Origin of the sequence: Chromobacterium sphagni, from assembly GCF_001855575.1 — a bacterium.
Taxonomy (GTDB): Bacteria; Pseudomonadota; Gammaproteobacteria; order Burkholderiales; family Chromobacteriaceae; genus Chromobacterium; species Chromobacterium sphagni.
Map to the genome: position 1 here is coordinate 2832335 of NZ_MKCS01000001.1, position 20219 is coordinate 2852553.

The 20219-nt window shown below is 60.9% G+C and carries 10 protein-coding genes, 2 tRNA genes and 4 rRNA genes; all 16 read left to right on the plus strand.

Features of this window, described 5'->3' with window-relative positions; translation table 11 throughout:
- The first annotated feature begins 486 nt into the window (after positions 1 to 486).
- The 16 genes from BI347_RS13280 (at position 487) to BI347_RS13355 (ending at position 20215) form a co-directional block, all read left to right on the plus strand.
- Positions 487 to 1596: an aromatic ring-hydroxylating oxygenase subunit alpha gene (locus tag BI347_RS13280; protein WP_071116062.1), complete on the plus strand. Its 1110-nt coding sequence runs from the start codon at positions 487 to 489 to the stop codon at positions 1594 to 1596.
- Between the two features lie 92 nt (positions 1597 to 1688).
- The gene (locus BI347_RS13285; protein WP_239690879.1) at positions 1689 to 2198 is read left to right on the plus strand and encodes a hypothetical protein; all 510 of its coding nucleotides are present in this window, start codon (positions 1689 to 1691) and stop codon (positions 2196 to 2198) included.
- Positions 2199 to 2275: 77 nt separating this feature from the next.
- A complete protein-coding gene (locus tag BI347_RS13290; RefSeq protein ID WP_071116064.1) occupies positions 2276 to 3103 on the plus strand; it encodes a DMT family transporter in 828 nt (275 codons plus the stop codon).
- A 42-nt stretch (positions 3104 to 3145) separates the two neighbouring features.
- Positions 3146 to 3502, plus strand: a complete 357-nt coding sequence (locus BI347_RS13295) for a SpoIIAA family protein (RefSeq protein ID WP_071114975.1) — start codon at positions 3146 to 3148, stop codon at positions 3500 to 3502.
- A gap of 59 nt (positions 3503 to 3561) precedes the next feature.
- A complete protein-coding gene (locus tag BI347_RS13300) occupies positions 3562 to 5871 on the plus strand; it encodes a Tex family protein (RefSeq protein WP_071116065.1) in 2310 nt (769 codons plus the stop codon).
- A gap of 443 nt (positions 5872 to 6314) precedes the next feature.
- Positions 6315 to 7850, plus strand: a 16S ribosomal RNA gene (locus BI347_RS13305).
- A 90-nt stretch (positions 7851 to 7940) separates the two neighbouring features.
- A tRNA-Ile gene (locus tag BI347_RS13310) sits at positions 7941 to 8017 on the plus strand.
- Positions 8018 to 8020: 3 nt separating this feature from the next.
- Positions 8021 to 8096 (plus strand) — tRNA-Ala (locus tag BI347_RS13315).
- 256 nt (positions 8097 to 8352) lie between these two features.
- Positions 8353 to 11248: ribosomal RNA gene (locus BI347_RS13320) — 23S ribosomal RNA — on the plus strand.
- A 130-nt stretch (positions 11249 to 11378) separates the two neighbouring features.
- Positions 11379 to 11493 (plus strand): 5S ribosomal RNA (gene rrf, locus BI347_RS13325).
- Positions 11494 to 11577: 84 nt separating this feature from the next.
- A 5S ribosomal RNA gene (gene rrf, locus BI347_RS13330) occupies positions 11578 to 11692 on the plus strand.
- The 16S, 23S and 5S rRNA genes sit together here with 2 tRNA genes alongside, the layout of an rRNA operon.
- A gap of 412 nt (positions 11693 to 12104) precedes the next feature.
- Positions 12105 to 15698 carry a trifunctional transcriptional regulator/proline dehydrogenase/L-glutamate gamma-semialdehyde dehydrogenase gene (gene putA / locus BI347_RS13335; protein ID WP_071116066.1) on the plus strand — a complete coding sequence of 1198 codons (3594 nt, stop codon included), beginning with the start codon at positions 12105 to 12107 and terminating at the stop codon, positions 15696 to 15698.
- Positions 15699 to 15813: 115 nt separating this feature from the next.
- The gene (locus BI347_RS13340; protein WP_071112284.1) at positions 15814 to 17037 is read left to right on the plus strand and encodes a branched-chain amino acid ABC transporter substrate-binding protein; all 1224 of its coding nucleotides are present in this window, start codon (positions 15814 to 15816) and stop codon (positions 17035 to 17037) included.
- A 138-nt stretch (positions 17038 to 17175) separates the two neighbouring features.
- A complete protein-coding gene (locus tag BI347_RS13345) occupies positions 17176 to 17529 on the plus strand; it encodes a DUF1289 domain-containing protein (protein ID WP_239690880.1) in 354 nt (117 codons plus the stop codon).
- Between the two features lie 156 nt (positions 17530 to 17685).
- The gene (locus BI347_RS13350) at positions 17686 to 18468 is read left to right on the plus strand and encodes an enoyl-CoA hydratase/isomerase family protein (RefSeq protein ID WP_071116068.1); all 783 of its coding nucleotides are present in this window, start codon (positions 17686 to 17688) and stop codon (positions 18466 to 18468) included.
- A 268-nt stretch (positions 18469 to 18736) separates the two neighbouring features.
- The gene (locus tag BI347_RS13355; protein WP_071116069.1) at positions 18737 to 20215 is read left to right on the plus strand and encodes a cobyric acid synthase; all 1479 of its coding nucleotides are present in this window, start codon (positions 18737 to 18739) and stop codon (positions 20213 to 20215) included.
- Positions 20216 to 20219 lie beyond the last annotated feature (4 nt).

Genomic DNA, 20219 nt, shown 5'->3' on the forward strand with positions numbered 1-20219 from the left:
TGGCCGGTTTGGCTAGCCTGACTTGTATGGACGCGCCATGGCGGCTTTGCGCCACCGGCCGCATCGCATCAAGGGCTTAGCCTGTCTGGCGCGGTGCGCGGACTCCGCCTTGCCGCTTGCCAGCCAGCTTGTGATGGAATTTTGACAGTCGATGGTGCGATGACATGGGCGGAGTATACCACCATAAATTAATGACTTCTAATGTTGCGGCGCACTCAAAGTGGCAAGTCTTTGATTTGCATTAACTGTCATGCGGATTGTTTGCAATAAGAGGGCTTGGCGGCGATATCCCCCCATCGGAGGGGGCTTGGCTCCGATTGTCACGAAGAATTAACGCTTGCCCCGGGGGAGGGGGGAGGGCATAATTCCGCCCTCGTAATGCAAGGTTCGGCCTTGTTTTGATTGATTGTTTTTGATAGTCCCGCAAACTCGTCTCAAGCGAGATTCGGCTGGTCTTATATCTTCTTCCACGGAGGTGTGGGAATAATGTCTGATCTGGCTTCCGCGCAGCTGCTTCAAGCATCTGCAGCTCAGCTACCCATTCATACCTATTTCGATCCCGCGTTCTACGCCAGGGAACAAGAGCTTTTGTTCGCCGATGCGCCCCAATACTACGGCCACGAGCTGATGGTGCCCAATGCCGGCGACTATCACACGCTGGATTGGCTGGGACACGGCAAGATGCTCAAGAACGTCGGCGGCGAGGTCAAGCTGATCTCCAATGTCTGCCGCCACCGTCAGGCCGTCATCTATAAGGGCCGCGGCAACGGCAACCATATCGTCTGCAATCTGCACGGCTGGACCTACGATGCCGAAGGCACGCTGGTGGGCGCGCCGCATTTTCCGGAAACGCCGTGCCTGAAGCTCAACCAGACCGAGCTGACGCGCTGGAACGGCCTGCTGTTCGACGCCCGCCGCAATGTGATGGAGGACCTGGCCAGGCTTGGCGTGGCCAAGCACATGACTTTCGACGGCTACGCCTTCCACTCGACGCAAAGCGCCGATTACGACTTCAACTGGAAGACCTTCATCGAAGTCTATTCGGAGGACTACCACGTCGATCCCTTCCACCCCGGCCTCGGCAATTTCGTCGATTGCGGCGACCTGAAGTGGGAGTGGGGCGAGAGCTACCATGTGCAGACTGTGGGGGTGAAAAATCGCCTGGCGCGCGCCGGCTCCAGGGTATACGGCAAGTGGCACGAGGAAGTGCGCCGCCGCTACGCCGAGATGCAGCCGGAGTTCGGCGCGATCTGGCTGACCTACTACCCCAACATCATGGTGGAGTGGTATCCGCACGTGCTGGTGGTGAGCGTGGTGATTCCGCGCGGCCCGGAGAAGTGCACGGTGATCACCGAGTTTTACTACCCGGAAGACGTGGTGTGGTTCGAACCGGAGTTCGTCGAAGCCGAGCAGGCCGCCTATTTCGAAACCGCCAAGGAAGACGACGAAATCTGCATCCGTATGCACGAGGGCCGCAAGGCGCTGTGGATGAGCGGCGTCAGCGAGGTGGGGCCGTATCAGTCGCCCACCGAGGAGGGCATGCAGCATTTCCACGAGTACTATCGCCGCAAGATGGGTTCGGCATTGGCTGGTTAAAGCGGCCAGTTGAATGCCATAATGCCGGGGCGCGGGATTCCGCGCCTTTTTTTATTCTCTCAACGGCCAAGGCGATGTCCGCAATTTCTCGCATGGTTCTTTTGGGCGTGCTGCTGCTGGGCAGTTCCACCGCGCTGGCGGCAAGCTATGCCGACCCGGTGAGCAAGGTGCGCTTCACCCTGCCGCCGGGCTGGAAAGTGCGCCCTAGCGTCACCGACGGCGTGCGCGCGCTGCGCGTGGTGCCGCCCAAGGCGGATCAGCGCGAGCGCGCCGCCATCGAGGTGCTGATCGGCGTGCGCAGGCCCAGGCGGAACGACACATTGCCCAGGTTGGCGGCGATGTTCCGCAGCGAGGACGGCGACCGCGAGGCGGCCAACTTCGTTCGCGTCAACAGCAAGGCGGGCCGGCTGGTGACCGAGTACCGCGATGGCCGTTTCGTCTCCAACCGGCTGTGGATCGTGCGGCATAATCTGCACGTGATCCAACTGGTGGACAAGAACCGGCTGCTGGAGGCGCGCTGCACCGCCAACGCGTCCGAATTCAAGACCTATCGCCGCCAGATGGAAGCCATCTGCCTGAGCGTGGCCTTGGCCAGGAAGTGAAGTCATCGATTTCCCCTCGCGGGATGTGAAGCAAAGGCAATGATGTGGTAACGCAGGATAGTCAGGGCGGGTTCCGGATGGGATCGGGCTGGATGGTGGTGGCGGCGGCGTTGTTCGCCTTGATGGGCTTGTTCGTCAAGCTGGGCGCGCGGCATTTCTCTTCGACCGAGCTGGTGTTCTGGCGTACGCTGATCGGCGCCGTGGCCTTGGGCGGGGCGGCCTTGTGGCGGCGCGAGCGCTTCCCCACGCCGCTGCTGCGCTACCACCTGCAGCGCGGAGTGATAGGCTATGTGTCGCTGCTGCTATCGTTTTACGCCATCGCCCATCTGCCGTTGGCGACGGCGACGACCTTGACCTACACCTCGCCGATGTTTCTGGCGCTGTTGTCGGTTCTGCTGCTGAAGGAGAAACTGCCGTCGCGCGCGGTGGCAGGCCTGGCGCTGGGCTTTGCCGGCGTGGCGTTGCTGCTGCGTCCCACGCTGTCCGGCGAGGTGTGGTTCGCCGGCTTGATGGGGCTGGCTTCCGGCTTTCTGGCCGGCTGGTCCTACCTGCATGTGCGGGAACTGGGCCGGCAGGGCGAGGCGGAGTGGCGGGTGGTCTTCTATTTCGCGCTGATCTCCACGCTGGGCGGCTTGTTGTTGATGCTGCTGGAGCGGTGGCATCCGGTAACCGCGGACAATGTCGGTCTGCTGCTGGGGCTGGGGGTGACCGCCACGTTGGCGCAGTTGGCGATGACTCGGGCTTACAAGGTTGGACGCAAGCTCACGGCTGCCAACCTGTCCTACCTTACCGTGGTGTTCTCCAGCCTGATCGGCGTCTGGATGTGGAATGATGCGCTGTCGCCGTCGTCTTTGCTGGCGATGGCCTTGATTGTAGTCAGCGGAATGTTGGCCGGCCGGCGCTAGAATACAGGCATGATGGACATAACAATCTGAAGGGAGAAGTGGATGATCTCGATTCGCGAGCAGGATTATGGCCTGGACGTGGCCTTGTTCAATGAATTCACCCTGGCGGATTTCCAGCTGCTGGAACAGGCGCTGCTCAAGCGGCTGGACGAGCGCGCCAAGCCCGATATCCTGCTGGACCTGTCCGAGCTGAAGGACTTCACGCTGGACATGGCGATGGAGGAGGTGAGGTTCATGCGCGCGCATGAGGAGAAAATGGGGCGCGTGGCGATCGTGGTGGGCGATGTCTGGATCAGGCTGGCCACCCATATCGCCAGCCTGCTGTCGCACACCCATGTCCAGTATTTCGACCTGATAGAAGAGGCGCAGGCCTGGCTGGCAAGGCCGGTTGCCGCTTGATTTTGGCGCGGATGGCGCTACAGTAGCGGTTTTTGTTCAACTCGAAAGAATAAGAACCGATGTTGAAAAGCCTTTCCAGCCGCCTGGCGGCTGAACTTGCCGTCCGCGAGGCCCAGGTGGCCGCCACCATCGAACTGATAGACGGCGGCGCCACCGTTCCCTTCATCGCCCGTTACCGCAAGGAAGTCACCGGCGGCCTGGACGATACCCAGTTGCGCAATCTGGCGGAACGCTTGGTCTACCTGCGCGAGCTGGACGACCGCCGTGTCAGCATTCTCAAGAGCATCGCCGAGCAGGGCAAGCTGACGCCCGAGCTGGAAGCGGCCCTCTACGCCAGCGACAACAAGACCACGCTGGAAGATATCTACCTCCCCTACAAGCCCAAACGCCGCACCAAGGCGCAGATCGCCCGCGAAGCTGGCCTGGAGCCTTTGGCCGACAGCCTGCTGGCCGACTCGTCGCAAGATCCGGCCGCGCTGGCCGAAGGCTACGTCAACGCCGAGGCCGGCATAGCGGACGTCAAGGCCGCGCAGGATGGCGCGCGCGCCATCCTGATGGAGCGCTTCGCCGAGGATGCCGAACTGCTGGGCCGTTTGCGCAAGAAGCTATGGAGCGAAGGCGAGCTGGCGGCGACGGTGGTCGCCGGAAAGGAAGCCGACGGCGCCAAGTTCTCCGATTATTTCGATCACCGCGAACATATCCAATCCATCCCCTCGCACCGCGCACTGGCATTGCTGCGGGGCCGCAACGAGGGTGTGTTGAACGTCGCGCTCAAATACCAGCCCGACGAAACTCCTATCACCGAGCGTTCCGGCTATGAGCTGCTGATCGCCGACCGCTTCAACATCAAGGACGCCGGCCGTGCCGCCGACAAGTGGCTGCTGGACGGCGTGCGCCTGGCCTGGCGCGCCAAGATCTTCCTGTCGCTGGAGCTGGAGCTGGTGTCGCGGCTGAAGGAAGCGGCGGACGCCGAGGCGATCAAGGTTTTCGCCGCCAATCTGCACGATTTGCTGCTGGCCGCGCCGGCTGGCCGGCGCGCTACCCTGGGTCTGGACCCGGGCCTGCGCACCGGCTGCAAGGTGGCGGTGGTGGACGATACCGGCAAGGTGCTGGACACCACCGCCATCTATCCGCACGAGCCGCGTCGCGAGTGGGACAAGTCCATCGCCATCCTCGGCGCGCTGTGCGTGCGCCACAAGGTGGACCTGATTGCCATCGGCAACGGCACCGCCAGCCGCGAAACCGACAAGCTGGCGCAGGACCTGATCAAGGCTTTTCCGCAGTTGGGGATGACCAAGATCGTGGTGTCGGAAGCCGGCGCGTCGGTTTACTCCGCGTCGGAGCTGGCCGCCAAGGAATTCCCGGACATGGACGTCAGCCTGCGCGGCGCGGTGTCCATCGCTCGCCGCCTGCAGGACCCGCTGGCCGAGCTGGTGAAGATCGATCCCAAATCCATCGGCGTCGGCCAGTACCAGCACGACGTCAACCAGAGCCAGCTGGCGCGCGCGCTGGACGGCGTGGTGGAAGATTGCGTCAACGCCGTCGGTGTGGACGTCAACACCGCCTCGGTGCCGCTGTTGGCCCGCATCTCGGGCCTCAACTCCACACTTGCCGCCAATATCGTGTCCTACCGCGACCAGAACGGCGCGTTCAAGAACCGCAAGCAACTATTGAAAGTGCCGCGACTGGGCGACAAGACGTATGAGCAGGCAGCCGGCTTCCTGCGCATCGCCGGCGGCGACAACCCGCTGGATGCGTCGTCGGTACACCCGGAAGCCTACCCGGTGGTGGAACAGATCGTCCTCAAGAGCGGCCGCGAGATGAAGTCGCTGATCGGCGACTCGGCCTTCCTCAAGTCGGTGCGGGCAACGGACTACACCGACGAGCGCTTCGGTCTGCCTACCGTGATGGATATCCTGAAAGAACTGGACAAGCCGGGCCGCGACCCGCGTCCGGAATTCAAGACCGCCACCTTCCAGGATGGTATCGAGGACATCAAGCATCTGCAGCCGGGCATGGTCCTGGAAGGAGTGGTGACCAACGTCGCCAATTTCGGCGCCTTCGTCGACATCGGCGTGCACCAGGACGGCCTGGTGCATATCTCGGCGTTGTCCAACAAGTTCATCGACGATCCGCGCAAGGTGGTCAAGGCCGGCGATGTGGTCAAGGTCAAAGTGCTGGAAGTGGATGTGGCGCGCAAGCGCATCGCACTGACCATGCGGCTGGATGACGAGGTGGGTGCGAGTTCGTCCCGCGGCCCGCGCAGCGATGCGCGCCCATCGGGAGGCCAGCGCCAACGCGGCCAGCAGGGCGCGCCGGCGGGCGATACCGCGATGGCGGCGGCGTTCGCTAGGCTTAAGAAGAACTGAGCGCGCATACTATATAGAGCGTTTGAAACAGGCCGGCGGCAACGCCGGCCTGTTTTTCATGGCACGGGCGGCAAGGTTTTGCGCCGGCGCGGGGTTGTTGTGGCCGGGTTGTAAAACACCCCGTCTTCATATCTTCTTTTTCATCAGTTGCTTGCGTGGTCTTGGCGGCTGGTCGGCCCGCCGTTGCTCGCTTTTTTGCGAAAAGGTGTTGACGAGGATAGGGCGCGGCGGTATAGTTCGCCTCCTCAGCTGACGCAGCGAACGAAACAAGCCGAACGAAACAGGTTCCGGCGGTGTTCGAAGCGGCCGGCACTGCTCTTTAACAGAACGAATAACCGATAGGTGTAAGTGCTTGGCGAAAGCCAAAAACTTGCACTGCAAGAGACAAGAAATACTTGTTTTATTTCTTTGAACTTGCGTGCCAGAAAATTTGCTATGAGATTGAACTGAAGAGTTTGATCCTGGCTCAGATTGAACGCTGGCGGCATGCTTTACACATGCAAGTCGAACGGTAACAGGGAGCTTGCTCCGCTGACGAGTGGCGAACGGGTGAGTAACGCATCGGAATGTACCGTGTAATGGGGGATAGCTCGGCGAAAGCCGGATTAATACCGCATACGCCCTGAGGGGGAAAGTGGGGGACCGTAAGGCCTCACGTTATACGAGCAGCCGATGTCTGATTAGCTAGTTGGTGAGGTAAGAGCTCACCAAGGCGACGATCAGTAGCGGGTCTGAGAGGATGATCCGCCACACTGGGACTGAGACACGGCCCAGACTCCTACGGGAGGCAGCAGTGGGGAATTTTGGACAATGGGCGCAAGCCTGATCCAGCCATGCCGCGTGTCTGAAGAAGGCCTTCGGGTTGTAAAGGACTTTTGTTCGGGAGGAAATCCCGCTGGTTAATACCTGGCGGGGATGACAGTACCGGAAGAATAAGCACCGGCTAACTACGTGCCAGCAGCCGCGGTAATACGTAGGGTGCAAGCGTTAATCGGAATTACTGGGCGTAAAGCGTGCGCAGGCGGTTTTGCAAGTCTGATGTGAAAGCCCCGGGCTCAACCTGGGAACGGCATTGGAGACTGCAAGACTAGAGTGCGTCAGAGGGGGGTAGAATTCCGCGTGTAGCAGTGAAATGCGTAGAGATGCGGAGGAATACCGATGGCGAAGGCAGCCCCCTGGGATGACACTGACGCTCATGCACGAAAGCGTGGGGAGCAAACAGGATTAGATACCCTGGTAGTCCACGCCCTAAACGATGTCAATTAGCTGTTGGGGGTTTGAATCCTTGGTAGCGTAGCTAACGCGTGAAATTGACCGCCTGGGGAGTACGGCCGCAAGGTTAAAACTCAAAGGAATTGACGGGGACCCGCACAAGCGGTGGATGATGTGGATTAATTCGATGCAACGCGAAAAACCTTACCTGCTCTTGACATGTACGGAACTTGCCAGAGATGGCTTGGTGCCCGAAAGGGAGCCGTAACACAGGTGCTGCATGGCTGTCGTCAGCTCGTGTCGTGAGATGTTGGGTTAAGTCCCGCAACGAGCGCAACCCTTGTCATTAGTTGCCATCATTAAGTTGGGCACTCTAATGAGACTGCCGGTGACAAACCGGAGGAAGGTGGGGATGACGTCAAGTCCTCATGGCCCTTATGAGCAGGGCTTCACACGTCATACAATGGTCGGTACAGAGGGTCGCTAAGCCGCGAGGTGGTGCCAATCTCATAAAACCGATCGTAGTCCGGATCGCACTCTGCAACTCGAGTGCGTGAAGTCGGAATCGCTAGTAATCGCAGATCAGCATGCTGCGGTGAATACGTTCCCGGGTCTTGTACACACCGCCCGTCACACCATGGGAGTGAGTTTCACCAGAAGTGGGTAGGCTAACCGTAAGGAGGCCGCTTACCACGGTGGGATTCATGACTGGGGTGAAGTCGTAACAAGGTAGCCGTAGGGGAACCTGCGGCTGGATCACCTCCTTTCTAGAGAAGGCGATCGTCAAGTACTTACAGCCTATCGGTTATTCTGTTAAGGGCAGCCAGCTCCTTGTGGGGCTGGCGTAGAAGTTTACTGGGTTTGTAGCTCAGCTGGTTAGAGCACTGTGTTGATAACGCAGGGGTCGTAGGTTCGAGTCCTACCAGACCCACCAGTTGGGGGATTAGCTCAGTTGGGAGAGCACCTGCTTTGCAAGCAGGGGGTCGTCGGTTCGATCCCGTCATCCTCCACCACAACTCAAACACAAGCGAACTCGGAAGAGTTTGGTTCTGTTTGCGTTGTAATTTTAACGCCCGATCTTTAACAAACTGAAGAAGCCGAATATATAAGACGGCGAAATGAAAGCGTAGAGTTAATTCTGTACGCAGACAAATCGTCATCTTGGGTATTTGATTGTATCTAAGGCTGCGTCGCCATATCAAAAGGGGCGGTGCAGTCGTCGCACAAACACGCTCTGTCATGAAGTGACGTAGGTTACTGAAATGATAGGGTCAAGCGACTAAGTGCATCTGGTGGATGCCTTGGCGATCACAGGCGATGAAGGACGTGTAAGCCTGCGAAAAGCGTGGGGGAGCTGGCAATAGAGCTTTGATCCCACGATATCCGAATGGGGAAACCCGGCCCTTAGGGGTCATCCCGTGCTGAATACATAGGCACGAGGAAGCGAACTCAGCGAACTGAAACATCTAAGTAGCTGAAGGAAAAGAAATCAACCGAGATTCCGTAAGTAGTGGCGAGCGAACGCGGAACAGCCTGTATGTGATAGAGATTGAGTTAGTGGAAGGTTCATGGAAAGGACCGCCGTAGTGGGTGATAGCCCCGTACACGAAAACGCATTCTTGGTACTAAGCATACGAAAAGTAGGGCGGGACACGCGAAATCCTGTTTGAAGATGGGGGGACCATCCTCCAAGGCTAAATACTCGTGATCGACCGATAGTGAACCAGTACCGTGAGGGAAAGGCGAAAAGAACCCCGGGAGGGGAGTGAAATAGAACCTGAAACCGGATGCATACAAACAGTGGGAGCGGACTTGTTCCGTGACTGCGTACCTTTTGTATAATGGGTCAGCGACTTACATTCAGTGGCAAGCTTAACCGAATAGGGGAGGCGTAGGGAAACCGAGTCCGAATAGGGCGAATCAGTCGCTGGGTGTAGACCCGAAACCGAGTGATCTATCCATGGCCAGGATGAAGGTGCGGTAACACGCACTGGAGGTCCGAACCCACTAGTGTTGCAAAACTAGGGGATGAGCTGTGGATAGGGGTGAAAGGCTAAACAAACTCGGAGATAGCTGGTTCTCCCCGAAAACTATTTAGGTAGTGCCTCATGTATCACTTCCGGGGGTAAAGCACTGTTATGGCTAGGGGGTCATTGCGATTTACCAAACCATGGCAAACTCTGAATACCGGAAAGTGCCAGCATGGGAGACAGACAGTGGGTGCTAACGTCCATTGTCAAGAGGGAAACAACCCAGACCGCCAGCTAAGGTCCCAAATGATCAGTTAAGTGGTAAACGAAGTGGGAAGGCATAGACAGCCAGGATGTTGGCTTAGAAGCAGCCATCATTTAAAGAAAGCGTAATAGCTCACTGGTCGAGTCGTCCTGCGCGGAAGATGTAACGGGGCTCAAACTGATAACCGAAGCTGCGGATGGGCACAGTCAAATGTGTCCGTGGTAGGGGAGCGTTCTGTAGGTCTGTGAAGGTGTGTCGAGAGGCATGCTGGAGATATCAGAAGTGCGAATGCTGACATGAGTAGCGATAAAGCGGGTGAAAAGCCCGCTCGCCGAAAGCCCAAGGTTTCCTACGCAACGTTCATCGGCGTAGGGTGAGTCGGCCCCTAAGGCGAGGCTGAAAAGCGTAGTCGATGGGAAACGGGTTAAAATTCCCGTACTTTTGTGTAGTGCGATGTGGGGACGGAGAAGGTTAGGTCAGCAGACTGTTGGAATAGTCTGTTCAAGCCGGTAGGTGTGAAGAGTAGGCAAATCCGCTCTTCTTTAACACCGAGACGTGATAACGAGGGTCTACGGACCTGAAGTGACTGATACCACGCTTCCAGGAAAAGCCACTAAGCTTCAGCTACACAAGAACCGTACCGCAAACCGACACAGGTGGGCAGGATGAGAATTCTAAGGCGCTTGAGAGAACTCAGGAGAAGGAACTCGGCAAATTGATACCGTAACTTCGGGAGAAGGTATGCCTGTTGTGGTGTAAGACTTCGCGTCTGAAGCTATGACAGGTCGCAGAGAATCGGTGGCTGCGACTGTTTAACAAAAACACAGCACTGTGCCAACACGAAAGTGGACGTATACGGTGTGACGCCTGCCCGGTGCCGGAAGGTTAAGTGATGGGGTGCAAGCTCTTGATCGAAGCCCCGGTAAACGGCGGCCGTAACTATAACGGTCCTAAGGTAGCGAAATTCCTTGTCGGGTAAGTTCCGACCCGCACGAATGGCGTAACGATGGCCACACTGTCTCCTCCTGAGACTCAGCGAAGTTGAAGTGTTTGTGAAGATGCAATCTACCCGCTGCTAGACGGAAAGACCCCGTGAACCTTTACTGTAGCTTTGCATTGGACTTTGAAGTGGTTTGTGTAGGATAGGTGGGAGGCTATGAAGCCTGGACGCTAGTTCAGGTGGAGCCAACCTTGAAATACCACCCTGACCCCTTTGAGGTTCTAACCTTGGTCCGTGATCCGGATTGGGGACAGTGCATGGTAGGCAGTTTGACTGGGGCGGTCTCCTCCCAAAGTGTAACGGAGGAGTTCGAAGGTTACCTAGGTACGGTCGGAAATCGTGCTGATAGTGCAATGGCAAAAGGTAGCTTAACTGCGAGACCGACAAGTCGAGCAGGTGCGAAAGCAGGACATAGTGATCCGGTGGTTCTGTATGGAAGGGCCATCGCTCAACGGATAAAAGGTACTCCGGGGATAACAGGCTGATACCGCCCAAGAGTTCACATCGACGGCGGTGTTTGGCACCTCGATGTCGGCTCATCACATCCTGGGGCTGTAGCCGGTCCCAAGGGTATGGCTGTTCGCCATTTAAAGTGGTACGTGAGCTGGGTTCAAAACGTCGTGAGACAGTTTGGTCCCTATCTGCAGTGGGCGTTGGAAGTTTGACGGGGGCTGCTCCTAGTACGAGAGGACCGGAGTGGACGAACCTCTGGTGTACCGGTTGTCACGCCAGTGGCATCGCCGGGTAGCTAAGTTCGGAAGAGATAACCGCTGAAAGCATCTAAGCGGGAAACTCGCCTGAAGATGAGACTTCCCTGGAGGCTAGACCTCCCTGAAGAGTCGTTCGAGACCAGGACGTTGATAGGTCGGGTGTGGAAGCGCTGTGAGGCGTGAAGCTAACCGATACTAATTGCTCGTGAGGCTTGATCCTATCATTTGAGTGGCTTGGGAAACTGAGTGACGAAGATGGAGTGTGAGTGCGACACAATTGAGTACCCGAAAAAATATTCAGAACGCGTTGAGAGACGAGTTCAGGCTTCTTGAGTTTGTACCAGTTTATGTCTGGTGGCCATAGCGAGGTGGTCCCACGCCTTCCCATCCCGAACAGGACCGTGAAACGCCTTAGCGCCGATGATAGTGTGGCATTCGCCATGTGAAAGTAGGACACCGCCAGACGCCCAATTTCTAACGCCAAGTCGATGACTTGGCGTTGCGCTTCGAAAGAAGCCGAAAGCATTACGCAGTAGCGTTACCGTTTTATCTGGTGACAATAGCGAGATGGTACCACGCCTTCCCATTCCGAACAGGACCGTGAAACATCTTAGCGCCGATGATAGTGTGGCATTCGCCATGTGAAAGTAGGACATCGCCAGATTCCCCATTCAAGCCCCAGGCAATCGCCTGGGGCTTTTGGCGTTTTTGTCGTTCCAGTGTCGGTTTGTCGCATTCTGCATGGCGGAAATTTTATGCTCAGACCAAATTGGCTAGGGCGGTTTGTCTTTTTCAGACAGTATTCATTCGCTATCAAATTTTCATACCTTACCTGGCGAAATGGCGAGGCAGGTCTCTGTACTCTGGCTGTACAGGCTTCTGTTGATTTCCATATGCGGCGGGGGTGAATAAGGCATGGTGGGGGTTAGGCTGCAGCCCTTGCGCACGCTGATTTTGATAGCGGTTAAGTGCTAAAGAATATTTTATATTGTCCAACAAGATTGATCGTCCTTGTATACAATAGTCCGCTCACCCGGACGCGAGGCCGGGACTGCAAACAATATTCGGAGAAACCCATGCAATTTGAAGCCTTTGCTCATCATCAGACAGCTTTGCGCGATGCGATCACCGCCGCCTATCGGCGCGACGAGCGCGAGTGCGTGCAAGCCTTGCTGTCGCAGGCGGCGATGAGTCCGGAACAGGTGAAGTCGGTGCAGGAGCTGGCGCGCCGTTTGGTGACCGAGGTGCGTCGCGAACGCACCCGAGCCAGCGGTGTGGATGCTTTGATGCACGAGTTCTCTCTGGACAGCAGCGAAGGAATTGCATTGATGTGCCTGGCCGAAGCCCTGCTGCGCATCCCCGACCGCGCCACCGCGGATAAGCTGATCCGCGACAAGATTTCCCGCGGCGACTGGAAAGCCCACCTGGGCAACAGCTCGTCGCTGTTCGTCAATGCCGCCGCCTGGGGCCTGCTGGTGACCGGCAAACTGGTCGCTTCGCATAGCGCCAACGGCCTGTCTTCGGCTATGACCCGCTTGATCGCCAAGGGCGGCGAACCGCTGATCCGCAAGGGCGTGGACATGGCGATGCGCATGCTGGGCAAGCAGTTCGTCACCGGCGAAACCATAGAGCAGGCCTTGGCCAACGGCCGCGAGCGCGAAGCGCGCGGCTACCGCTTCAGCTACGACATGCTGGGCGAGGCGGCGATGACCGAGGCCGACGCGCAGCGCTACTTGAAAGACTACGTCACAGCCATCCACGCCATCGGCAAGGAGTCCAGCGGCCGCGGCATCTACGAAGGCCCTGGCATTTCGGTGAAATTGTCGGCCATCCATCCACGCTACAGCCGCCTCAAGCACGAGCGGATGATGACCGAGCTGCTGCCGCGCCTGAAGGATCTATTCCTGCTGGCCAAGCAATACAATATCGGCCTGAATATCGACGCCGAAGAAGCCGACCGCCTGGAAATTTCGATGGACCTGGTGGAGGCGCTGGCCAATGATCCCGATTTGAAAGACTTCGAAGGCATAGGCATCGTGGTGCAGGCTTACCAGAAGCGCTGTCCGTTTGTGATCGATTTCCTGATCGATCTGGCGCGCCGCACCGGCCACCGCTTCATGGTGCGGCTGGTGAAGGGCGCTTATTGGGACGCCGAGATCAAGCGCGCCCAGGTGGACGGCCTGCCGGGCTACCCGGTATATACCCGCAAGGTGTATACCGACGTGTCCTACCTTGCCTGCGCCAAGAAGCTGCTGGCCGCGCAGGACGCCATTTACCCGCAGTTCGCCACCCACAATGCCTACAGCCTGTCCGCGATCTACAATTTGGCTACCGGCCTGGATTATGAGTTCCAGTGCCTGCACGGCATGGGCGAGACCCTGTACGACCAGGTGGTGGGCAAAGCCAAGCTGGGCAAGGCCTGCCGCATCTACGCGCCGGTGGGTTCGCACGAAACGCTGCTGGCCTACCTAGTGCGCCGCCTGCTGGAAAACGGCGCCAACTCCTCCTTCGTCAACCGCATCGTTGACGAGAGCGTGTCGATTGAGGAACTGGTGACCGACCCGGTGGCCGAGGCGGCCAGCCATGCCGGCATGCCGCACGGCAAGATCGCGCTGCCAGACGAACTGTACGGCGCCGGCCGCCACAACTCCAAGGGCCTGGACCTGTCCAGCGAGCATGTGCTGGCCACGTTGCAACTGGGCCTGCAGGCATCCGAGCAGCAACGCTGGGCAGCCTTCCCGATGCTGGGCGATGGCGACATTGCCGATGGCCAGCTTCAGGAAGTGCGCAACCCGGCCGACCACAGCGACATCGTCGGCAAGGTGATAGAAGCCACTGCCGCCGACGTGGAGCGCGCCCTTGCGCAATCGGCAAGCTATGCCTCTGTCTGGGCCGCGACTCCGGTGGCGGAGCGCGCCGCCTGCCTGAACCGCATGGCTGATCTGATGGAAAGCCATATGCCGGCTCTGATGGGCCTGGCGGTGCGCGAGGCCGGCAAGACGCTGAACAACGCCATCGCCGAAGTGCGCGAGGCGGTAGACTTTTGCCGCTATTACGCCGCGCAGATCATTGCTGAGTTCGACAACGCCAGCCACCAGCCGCTGGGTCCGGTGGTGTGCATCAGTCCATGGAACTTCCCGCTGGCGATCTTCATCGGCGAAGTGGCGGCGTCGCTGGCCGCCGGCAACACCGTGCTGGCCAAGCCTGCCGAGCAGACCAGCCTGATCGCCGCCTACGCCGTGCGCCTGCTGCACCAGGCCGGCGTGCCGCGCGCGGCGCTGCAGTTGTTGCCGGGCCGCGGCGAAGTGGTGGGAGCGGCGTTGACCGGCGATGCGCGCATCCAGGGCGTGATCTTCACCGGCTCCACCGAGGTGGCGCAGATCATCAACCGCACGCTGGCCAAGCGCGGCGAAGACACCGTGCTGGTGGCGGAAACCGGCGGCATGAACGCGATGATCATGGACAGCTCGGCGCTGCCGGAGCAGGTGGTGGCCGATGTGCTCAGTTCGGCGTTTGATTCCGCCGGCCAGCGCTGTTCGGCGCTGCGCGTGCTGTATCTGCAGCACGACATCGCCGACAAGGTGATCGCGATGATCAAGGGCGCGATGGACGAATTGACCGTGGGCAACCCGGCCAAGCTCACCACCGACGTCGGCCCGGTGATAGACGCCGAGGCGCAGGCCGGCCTGCTGGCGCACATCGACAAGATGAAGCAGAGCGCGCGAGCGGTGCACCAGACCCGGCTGTCCGCTGAATGCGAGGGCGGCACTTTCGTGGCGCCGACGCTGTTCGAGATCGACAACCTGTCCGAACTGAAGCGCGAAGTGTTCGGCCCGGTGCTGCACGTGTTGCGCTTCGCCGCCGGCGACATCGACAAGGTGGTGGCCGAGATCAACGCCACCGGCTATGGCCTGACCCATGGCATACACAGCCGCATCGACGAAACCATCGCCGATATCTGTGCGCGCATCAAGGTGGGCAATGTTTACGTCAACCGCAACATTGTCGGCGCGGTGGTGGGCGTGCAGCCGTTCGGCGGCGAAGGCAAGTCCGGCACCGGCCCCAAGGCCGGCGGCCCGTTCTACCTGTACCGCCTGAGCCGCGCCGCCTGGCAGCCCAGCCTGGCGGCCGACAAGCAGGATGCCAAGCTGGACGCCCTGGATGCATTGGCTGCCGCTGCCAAGGCGCAAGGCCTGGCGCTGGATGCGTTTATCGCCACAGTCCGCAAGGACAGTCCGCTGGCGCACGGCGTCAGCCTGCCGGGACCGACCGGCGAGAACAACACGCTGCAGTTCGCCGCGCGCGGCAAGGTGGGCTGCGTGGCGCCGGATGAGGCGGCTTTGGCCGAGCAGCTGGCGGCGGCGTTCGCCGGCGGCAACCGCGCGGTGGTGGCCAGGGGCGGCGCGGGCGACAAGCTGGCGTCGCTGCTTGCCGGCCATGTCGAGCTGGCGGCTGACGTGCTGGCGGCCGACGTCGACGCGGTGCTGTTTGCCGGAGAGGGCGAGCAGGATGCCCGCCGCAGGCTGGCGGACCGCGACGGCGCGCTGGTGCCGCTGATCCTGCGCGACGCGCGAGGCTACAATATTCACCGGCTGGTGGTGGAGCGCGCGGTCAGCGTCAACACCACGGCGGCGGGCGGCAACGCCAGCCTGATGAGCATGAGCGAATAATCAACTTGCCAGGCTCTGGCCGCGTTGAAATAATGCGGCCAGAGTTTTTACTTTAAGAGCAAGACTGGAGCCGGCCGTTGGCTGGTTGTGTTGAAGCAAGAGAGGAACTTAAAAGATGCAAGTATCCAAGCTGTCTACCCTGACTCTGGCGGTTGCCGCCGCTGTTGCCCTGTCCGCCTGCGGCAAGAAGGAAGAAGCCGCTCCGGCAGGCGCCGCTTCGGCTCCGGCCCAGGCGAGCGCTGGCGGCGACGTGATCAAGATCGGCTTCGCCGCGCCGTTGACCGGCCCGCAGTCGCACTACGGCGAGGAATACAAGAACGGCGTGACCCTGGCGATCGAAGACGCCAACGCCGACAAGCCGACCATCGCCGGCAAGCCGGTCACCTTCGAACTGGATGCCCAGGACGACCAGGCTGATCCGAAAACCGCCACCCAGCTGGCGCAGAAGTTCGTCGACGAGAAAGTCGCCGGCATCATCGGCCACTTCAATTCCGGCACCGCGATCCCGGCCTCCAAAATCTACTCCGACGCCGGCATCCCGATGATCGCGATGGCCACCTCGCCGGTATTCACTGCGCAAGGCTTCAAGAACACCTTCCGTTCGATGACCTCCGACACCCAGCAGGGCGGCGTGATGGGCAAGTTCGTGGTGCAGAACCTGAAGGCGAAGAAGATCGTCATCGTCGACGACCGCACCGCCTACGGCCAGGGCCTGGCCGACGAATTCGAGAAGTCGGCCCGCGCCGCCGGCGGCGAGGTGGTGAAGCGCGAATTCACCAATGACAAGGCCACCGACTTCACCGCCATCCTCACCTCGATCAAAGGCGTGAGCCCGGATGCGGTGTTCTACGGCGGCGCCGACGCGCAGTCCGCGCCGATGACCAAGCAGATGAAGCGCCTGGGCATCAAGGCTCCGCTGATCTCCGGCGAAATGACCAAGACCCCGACCTTCCTGCAGCTGGCGGGCAAAGAAGCCGACGGCACCATCGCTTCGCTGGCCGGCCTGCCGCTGGAGCAGATGCCAGGCGGCAAGGATTACGAATCGCGCTACAAGGCCCGCTTCAAGTCCGACGTGGCCACCTACTCGCCGTACGGCTACGACGCCACCCGCACGCTGATCCAGGCAATGAAGGACGCCAACTCGGCCGATCCCAAGGTCTACCTGCCGGTGCTGGCCAAGATCACCCACCATGGCGTGACCTCCGGCAATTGGACCTATGATGACAAGGGCGACCTGAAAGACGGCGGCATCACCGTCTACAAGGTGGAAAACGGCCAGTGGAAAGTGCTGGAAACCGTCGGCGGCGGCGCGGCCAAGGACGCATCCGCAGCCAAGTAATCCGGGTTTTGTCCGGCAAGGAAACGGCGCGAGAGCTCGCGCCGTTTTTGCGTCTGCCGCCGGCGGGCGCAAAGCCGCAGACAGATGGCTCGGGACGCGTTAGCATGCCGGCGTGAGCAATATTAGCCGGGAATGTTTGTGACTCAAGAAGCAAAACAAAGCGCGCTGCCTTCGCCCTGCATAGGCGTGTGCCGGCTGGACGACGGCGGGCAGGTCTGTACCGGCTGCCGCCGCACGCTGGGCGAGATCGCCGGCTGGTCGGCCTTCAGCGCGGATCAAAAGAAGCAGGTGTGGGAACGGCTGCTGGCCTTGCCTATGCCGGTGCAGGCCAAGACCTGTCCGCGCTGCGGCAACGGCTTTACCTGCGGCGCCGGCGGCGAGGCGGGCGGCTGCTGGTGCGCCGACCTGCCGCGGCAGCTGTCGCCCAGCGAGGCTGCCAGCGATTGTCTGTGCCCGGCGTGCCTGCAGAAGCAATTGCGCGCTGGCGTCTGATGGATGGCTTGCCTGCGGCTGAAGCCTGCTGCGGGCATTTTCCCCGGTTCCAAGCTTGATGCCGCAAGCGGCTGGACATGGCAGCGCGCGGTTTGGCGGGCTGGAGAGCATCGCCGGCGCGGCACCGGCCGCGCTGTCACTGGCAAAGGAGGCGACATGTTCGAGCAGGATGTGGTGCGTTACCAGGTGGAGGACGGCATTGTCCGGATTGTGCTGAACCGGCCGGATTGCCTGAATGCGATGAACCGGCCGCTGCTGCGCCAGTTGCTGGCCGCGCTGGAGTTGGCGGCGGTGGACGAGGCGGCCAGGGCGGTGATCATCACCGGCCATGGCCGGGCGTTTTCAGCCGGGGCGGATATCCGTTTTCTCAATCTGGCTGCGCCGGCCGAAGTGCGGGAGCTGGCGCGGCTGGCGGTGGCGGTGACCAGTCGGATCGAGACGCTGGGCAAGGTGGTGCTGGCCGCGGTCAATGGGGACGCGCTGGGCGGCGGGCTGGAGATCGCCGAGGCCTGCACGCTGCGGCTGGCGGCCGAGGATGCGCGCTTCGGCCACCCGGAGGTGAGCATAGGCGCGGTGGCCGGTTTTGGCGGCACCACCCGGCTGCCGCGGCTGATAGGCAAGGGCCGCGCGGCGGAGTTGCTGTTGACCGGCAGACTGATGGACGCCGAAGAGGCCTGCCGACTGGGCCTGGTCAACCGGGTGGTGGCGCCGCAGGATTTGCCGGCGGAGTCGGAAAAGCTGCTGCGCGGAATATTGGCCCAGTCGCCGACGGCGGTGCGGCTGAGCTGGGAGGCGATCCATCGCGGTCTCAGTCTGACGGAGGACGAGTCGGCGCGGCTGGGCGCCGATTACTTCGGCCTGGCGGCGCAGTCCGAAGACTTCCGCATCGGCACCCGCGCCTTTCTCGACAAGCAGACGCCAAGCTTCAAGGGCCGTTGAGCCCGAGGGGAGATGAAGCCAGGCGTCACGCTATTGACCCCGGGCGACGTCTATTTGGCCTGTTGCGTTTTTACCGCGAGGGGCTGGAGAGTGAAGGCATCGTGGGTACAGAGTTCGAGCATGGCGCAGCGGTGTTTTTCCAGCTGGCCGCCGGATTGCGGCTGACGCTGTATCCGAGGAGCCGAGTGGCGCACGATTGTGGATTGCCGCAGGATGCCGGCGGTGCTATAGAGGGCGCTTCCCGGAAAATACGCGCTAGGAGACCGCCATGACCGCTAAAACCATCATGATCCAAGGCACCACCTCGGACGCCGGCAAGAGCACGCTGGTCACCGGCCTGTGCCGCTTGCTGGCGCGACGAGGCGTGCGGGTGGCGCCGTTCAAGCCGCAGAACATGGCGCTCAATAGCGCAGTGACGGCGGACGGCGGCGAGATCGGCCGCTCGCAGGTGGTGCAGGCGTTGGCCTGCGGCGTGGAGCCGCATACCGACATGAACCCGGTGCTGCTCAAGCCCAATGGCAGCACCGGCTCGCAAATCGTCATCCAAGGCCGCGCCATCGGCAATATGGAGGCCAAAAGCTATCACGACTTCAAACCCAAAGCGATGCAGGCGGTGTTGGAGTCGCACCGGCGGCTGGCCGAACAGTACCAGTGCGTGGTGGCGGAGGGCGCCGGCAGCCCGGCCGAGATCAATCTGCGCGACGGCGACATCGCCAATATGGGTTTCGCCGAGGCGGTGGACTGCCCGGTGATCCTGGTGGCCGACATCGAGCGCGGCGGCGTGTTCGCCCACCTGGTGGGCACGCTGGAATTGTTGTCCGCCAGTGAGCAAGACCGGGTGGCAGGCCTGGTGATCAACCGCTTCCGCGGCGACGTCAAACTATTGCAGTCGGGCATCGATTGGCTGCAGCAGCGCACCGGCAAACCGGTGCTGGGCGTGCTGCCCTATCTGCACGGCCTGCATATCGAAGCCGAGGACAGCCTGCGCCTGGACCTGCCATCCCGCGCCAAGGCCGATGGCCGGAGCCTCAGGGTGGCGGTGCCCGCCATGCCGTGCATCAGCAACCATACCGATTTCGATCCGCTAAGGCTGCATCCGCAGGTGGAGCTGCTGCTGGTGAAGGCCGGCGAGCCGGTTCCGCCGGCCGACCTGATCATCCTGCCCGGCAGCAAAAGCGTGATGGCCGATCTGGCCTGGCTGCGCCATTACGGCTGGGAGGAGGCGATCCGCCGCCACCTGCGCTACGGCGGCAAGCTGCTGGGCATCTGCGGCGGCCTGCAGATGCTGGGCGAGAAGCTGCACGATCCGGACGGGCTGGAGGGCGAGGCCGGCAGCTGCGACGGCCTGGGATGGCTGCCGATGGAAACCACGCTGGCGGCGCAGAAGCGCCTCGCCCGCAGGCGCGGCAGGCTGGCATTGGACGGGGCCGCCGTCGCCGGCTACGAAATCCACATGGGGGTCACCCGCGGCCCGGCGTTGCAACGTCCGGCGCTGACGTTCGACGATTGCGTTGCGGATGGCGCGCTGTCCGACGACGGCCAGATCATGGCCAGCTATCTGCACGGCCTGTTCGACCATCCCGAAGCCTGCCGCGCCATCCTGCGCTGGGCCGGCCTGGCCGAGCCGGAAGCGCTGGACTACCCGGCGCTGCGCGAGGCGCACATCAACCAGCTGGCGGACATGCTGGAAAAACATCTGGACCTGGAGCCGCTCAAAGACTGTTTGCCGCCGCAAGCGCTGGGCTGAGCTG

Excerpts from the sequence above, each read along its gene's own strand:
- BI347_RS13280 (WP_071116062.1), top strand. The coding sequence starts at position 487 with ATGTCTGATCTGGCTTCCGCGCAGCTGCTTCAAGCATCTGCAGCTCAG.
- BI347_RS13285 (WP_239690879.1), top strand. The coding sequence starts at position 1,689 with ATGGTTCTTTTGGGCGTGCTGCTGCTGGGCAGTTCCACCGCGCTGGCG.
- BI347_RS13290 (WP_071116064.1), top strand. The coding sequence starts at position 2,276 with ATGGGATCGGGCTGGATGGTGGTGGCGGCGGCGTTGTTCGCCTTGATG.
- BI347_RS13295 (WP_071114975.1), top strand. The coding sequence starts at position 3,146 with ATGATCTCGATTCGCGAGCAGGATTATGGCCTGGACGTGGCCTTGTTC.
- BI347_RS13300 (WP_071116065.1), top strand. The coding sequence starts at position 3,562 with ATGTTGAAAAGCCTTTCCAGCCGCCTGGCGGCTGAACTTGCCGTCCGC.
- putA (WP_071116066.1), top strand. The coding sequence starts at position 12,105 with ATGCAATTTGAAGCCTTTGCTCATCATCAGACAGCTTTGCGCGATGCG.
- BI347_RS13340 (WP_071112284.1), top strand. The coding sequence starts at position 15,814 with ATGCAAGTATCCAAGCTGTCTACCCTGACTCTGGCGGTTGCCGCCGCT.
- BI347_RS13350 (WP_071116068.1), top strand. The coding sequence starts at position 17,686 with ATGTTCGAGCAGGATGTGGTGCGTTACCAGGTGGAGGACGGCATTGTC.
- BI347_RS13355 (WP_071116069.1), top strand. The coding sequence starts at position 18,737 with ATGACCGCTAAAACCATCATGATCCAAGGCACCACCTCGGACGCCGGC.